The sequence below is a fragment of the Psittacicella hinzii genome, assembly GCF_003585935.1.
GTDB lineage: Bacteria > Pseudomonadota > Gammaproteobacteria > Enterobacterales > Psittacicellaceae > Psittacicella > Psittacicella hinzii.
On record NZ_NRJG01000138.1, the window covers coordinates 1 to 5,122 of the forward strand.

1 protein-coding gene is annotated in these 5,122 nt (G+C 36.8%); it reads left to right on the top strand.

What is annotated here, in order from left to right:
* Positions 1–925 precede the first annotated feature (925 nt).
* Positions 926–4,762, top strand: a complete 3,837-nt coding sequence (locus CKF58_RS06815; RefSeq protein ID WP_222987754.1) for a S8 family serine peptidase — start codon at positions 926–928, stop codon at positions 4,760–4,762.
* Positions 4,763–5,122: the final 360 nt, after the last annotated feature.

The window sequence follows — 5,122 nt, forward strand, 5'->3', positions numbered from 1 at the left end:
AATAAAGAGCTAAAGATTTTTTTAGCCTTTTGCGAGACGCGAATCTATACGATGCTCTTGTTCATGAGTAATCTAACAGAGAGAGAAATGATGGCAATTCTTTTTGCTTAAAGGAGATTAACCATTAATAATCAGAAGGTAAAATCTTATATTTGTATGCCTTTGGATATATTCATATTAAGGTATATAGAAATAAACTTTAACATTAAAAAACATAGAGATAATAAGCTTAACTTTGTAATACCTAGCCAGAAAAAATGAGTATTCTCCTGCTAAAAAGTAGCTTTTGATAGATTCTTTCAGAATAGAATTTGAATAGTCTCTAAATTTTAACTTTAAATAGAGTATTGTCCGCAGAAATTGTAAAATGTAAACAGGTTTTTGTTTACTACAAGCTTGACTTGTCTCTAGTTAAAGAAAACCTCATAGTCATTTGGCATGACTGCAAATTCAAGATTTTCTTTTTTTGCTCTTAGCTTTGGCAAGCTAAGAGATTAGTATATGAAACACTTAAGGTAAAAGCCCAAAGCGACAAATAGCTTTGGATTGTACAAGCAAGTAATCAAGCTTTCGCGTCAGTAGCAATATTTATCAACTACTTTAAACGTAAAACTAAAATCTTTTATGCTTTTGAGTTTTACGCTATTTCCATCTTATGCTCTGATAAGAAATATGTAAATCAGACTAAAAAACATCTTGTGGGTATGACTTGTACCTTTTGATTACTTGTGCAATTATAGATCACTTGTGCCACTATAGGTACTTGTGTAACAGTATTATTTGTACAATCACTCGTAAGTTTTTGCGCTTTTTATACCTTATTGAAACTAAGTAACCATGATTACCATACATTGTTCTGACCTTTATGGGTTTGCTTGTGGTTTGCTCGTGGTGTGCTTGGTTTCATCCTGATAGAGATAGTTATATGCGTTTTCCTAAACTAAACCGGTTAAATGCTTCTATAGCAGCGATTTTTTCTGCTAGTGTGTTAACTGCTTGTGGCGGCGGTGGCGGCTCTGGCGGTTCATCTTATTCTTCGGCAAGTGCTTCAGGTTCGGCTTTAACTCTAACAAGTACGAGTACTGTAACTAGCACAACTACTGGGTCGACAAGTTCTGACGTAAATGCAAGTGCTTCTTCAGCAACTTCAACCTATTTCGGACAAAGTACTGCTCTAAATCGCGTGGCAAATACCGCATTTACTAATGCGCAAACAGCCAATAAAAAAGCTTATGATTACGAGCGTGCTGCAAGTAGTAATTTAACCTTAACTTACTGGCCAACCACGACTATTGGTACTACTAAAGTAGGTTATAACTACAATACCTTATATATTCAAGGTTTACTACCGGTATTAGGTTTTAAAAATACTGCAGGTTACTACTTACCGATTTCAAGCGCTTCAACCACTAAAATGAATAAAACGGCTACTCTGTCTAAGAGTGAGCAGAATTTTAATGGTTCTGGCGTTTCTGTAGTCATGATTGATGGTACGTTTAATGCTAGCCATGCAGGCTTTAAAAAGATTCCTACCGAAATTGCTTTACCAGCAAGTATTGCTTACACAGATGCTAATTCGCGTAAAATCTTAGGTTTAGAGGAAGACCACGGAACAAAAGTTGGTTTAATTATTGCCGCTAATCGTTCGTCGAGTTATGCGGGTTTAACTCCAGATGTAAATCTTTACTATACGCAATTAACTAATGGAGTTGCTGTTGGTGGTTTAGGTGATGTATATAAAACTATATATAACACTGCTAAACCTGCTGTAGTTAGTAACGCTTACATTATCGGTGACGCTAATGAAAGTGGTACTGGTTTTGCTTCTGCACAAGCAGGTTTAGTGAATATTACCGCTAAAAGTGATACTCCATTATTCGTCTTTAGTACAGGTAACTTAAATGCGACAGAATGGTTAACTGTTCAATATCAAGCAGATCCATCAATAGCTTCATCTAGTCAATGGTCTGATTTAAATTACGGTCAATCTTTAGGTTCAAACTCATCTTTAGCTAAATTACTAGATACTAATGCTAATGTATCTAATGCTATTATTGCCGTAACAGGTTATAGCTATAACCCAAACAACGATATTGGTGCGACTGTAAATACCACTAAAAATACCATCGGTGGTACTACCTTAGATACTAATGTAACTAAGAGCTCAACTACTTCATTTACAACTAACGATATTATTTCAGGTTATGCTTCTGGTGCGAGCTCTTTAAGTAGAGCAACTAACTGTGGGGTTGCTAAATGGAGTTGTATTGCCGCTGCATTTAACTATAAAATTGCCGCTTATACAACTAGTGGATCAAAAGATTTTAATGGTACTTCTGCCGCAGCTCCACAAGTAACTGCTATCGCTGCTATGGTTAAACAACAGTTTGACTGGATGACTGCTAAACAACTAAAAACTACTCTTTTAACTACCGCTTACGACGTAGGTGAAGCTGGGGTTGATGAAGTGTTTGGTTGGGGGATTGTTGATGCGGGTATGGCATTAAATGGTCCGGCGGCTTTTGTCTTTGGTGATTTTAAAGCTAACCTGAGCAATACGAAAAAACGTTACTATTTCAATAACAACATTACTGGTGGTAATGGTTTATACGTATATGGTGCATCTACTTACGACCAATTAGTATTAACTGGTAGCAACAATACTTATACTGGTAATACGGTAGTTAACAGTGGTGCTTTAATCCTGCAAGATAAATATTCAGCAGGTATTTCAAGTACAGCTACAGGTAACAATAGCGTAAGCTTAGCCTCAAACATTAGCGTAAACAGTAAAGGTGCGCTTTATGCTTATAACGCTAAAGTAGCTAACCTAACTAACAACGGTTACACCCAATTAAGTAATGTAACTGTTACAGGTGATTTAGTTAATAAAGAAAACGCAACTCTAGCTGTAGATCTAAGTAAAGGTGCTACAGTTAAAGGTTCGGCTAAGGTTAATGGTACTTTAGCTTTAGTAAATACAGGTTCGTACGTAAAAACTAATAGAACAACCCAAGTTACAGTATTAACTGCTAATAACTTATCAGGTAACTTTAGTAATATTTATTCAGATTACTCTGGTTCGGCTTTAGTAAACTATAGCCTTTACCAAAACAGCACGTCAGTAGTTGTAAGCATTAAAGCTTCAAGTGCAACTAGTTATGCCGCAACTACAACTTCTTTAACTTCAGCAGATATTAGTGTAGCGACTGTAGGGGCACAACAGTTAGATAAACTCTTTGCCGCAGCTAATGCTTATGCAACTAGCCAAGTTGCAACTAATGGTGAAGCAATTATCACTTCAAGCGAAGAAACTCCTGCTTTAACCTCTTCTTACTACGGTAACCAAGATTTAAGTTCGGTTGCGGTTGGTAGTGCTAAAACTGAAGTAAGCTTAACTAGTGCTGTAGATACAGGCACAAGTGATACTACACTTATTAGCTTAACAAGCACAGATAGTACAGCAACAAGTACAGCTTCAACTAATGCTTTAACTACGGCTGACGTAAGTGCTACAAGCTTAACCAATGTACAAGTTAACGCTAATACAACAAGCTTTAATAGTACAACTAATGCAAGCTTAAGTACTAATACAACTAATAGTACAGTAAACTTAACTAGTACTGATAGTTCTGCCTTAACTACGAGCACGACTGCTGTAACTGGTGCTACAGCAAGTACTGCAAGCTCTACAAGCGCTGCAAGTGGTGTGACTCTAACTGCAACTGATGCTTCAGTTGCTGCAGCTGCTGCTTTAATTCAAAGCATGAACACTGCGCAAGTTAATGCTTTAATGTTACGTACGGCTGGTACACTGTACAACAACGTACAACAAGCTGTAGAGCAAGAAACGCGTAGTCGTGTTTTAGACTTTGCTTCAACCGTATTAAATCGCTTTACTAGCGATGATAATAGTTTCCACACTTATGTGAAATATGATTATGCACGTAATGATTGGGAACGTTCAAGCACAGCAATTAAAGGTCGTTACAACGGTAATAGTGAAACTGCAGGTTTCCACACGCGTTTAATTGGTGATTACAATCTAGGTCTAGCTGTTTACTCAGGTTGGGGTAAATGGGCAGAAGGTAATGATTACGTAGATCGTAATTACACTGCCGGCTATGCTGATGTTAAAACCTACGGAGCAATGGTGAGTCTTGGTGCTTCATACAAGAATTCATTTATTGGAGCTACTCTATTTGGTAACTACCATAAATATGAAGTAACACGTACCACGCTAACTGATGCAGACCAAAGAGCTAACTTTAGTAGTACATCTTTAGGTCTTGATTTACGTGCTGGTTATTTATTAGCAGGTAATGGTTTAGAGTATGGTAATGGTTTAATCCTTGAAGGTGGCATTACTAATGTCTTTAAGCACCAAAAAGGCTTTAAAGAGCATGCGCAAAATGATACTTCTAAATACGTGTCTCTAGATGTACAATCACGTAATAACTACAAAATGTTCGGTCAAATCCAATTACGTGGTTATGCTGCTTTCACAACCTTTGGTTTAGCATCACGCGTAGATGCTTCACTAGGTTTTGAAACTAAACTTTTAGGTTCAAAAGAGCGCATTAAATTACGTGACGGTAATAATGTAGGACAGGTATTTAAGAGCGATTTCCTAGCACGTCTTTCTTTAGGCTATGCGATTAACCTTACGGATGCTTTAAAAATCCGCTTAAGTGGTAACTATGAAAAAGCTTCAGACTGGCAACAAAAACGTGTAGGTCTGACTTTAGACTACGCACTGTAAGCGTAAATATTGTATTCAGAAGAATGCCTTAAATTAAGGTAAGAAGCCAAGTTAAAGCCTTAATACAGGAGCAAAAAGAATTAGCAAGAAAAAGTAAAAAGTTTTTTACACCTGTTAATTTTCTTATGCTAAACTGAAATTAAGGATGTAACCAGAGGTTACAAACAACTTAGCTTATGAGGGATCGGATCTGCGGATTCGATCCTTTTCTTTGGCGCAAAATTTTAGACAAACTTTAAGCCCCAGCGAAAGCTGGGGCTTAAAGTCGATTATCTGAAGTTAATCATCTTAAATTAACTGAAATGAAGAGAGTAAATAATCATTACGCTCAATCATTACGCTAAGATTAACTCTAAGATT

What these genes read in the sequence shown, in the direction of transcription:
- CKF58_RS06815 (WP_222987754.1), top strand. Translation starts at nt 926, where the DNA reads ATGCGTTTTCCTAAACTAAACCGGTTAAATGCTTCTATAGCAGCGATT.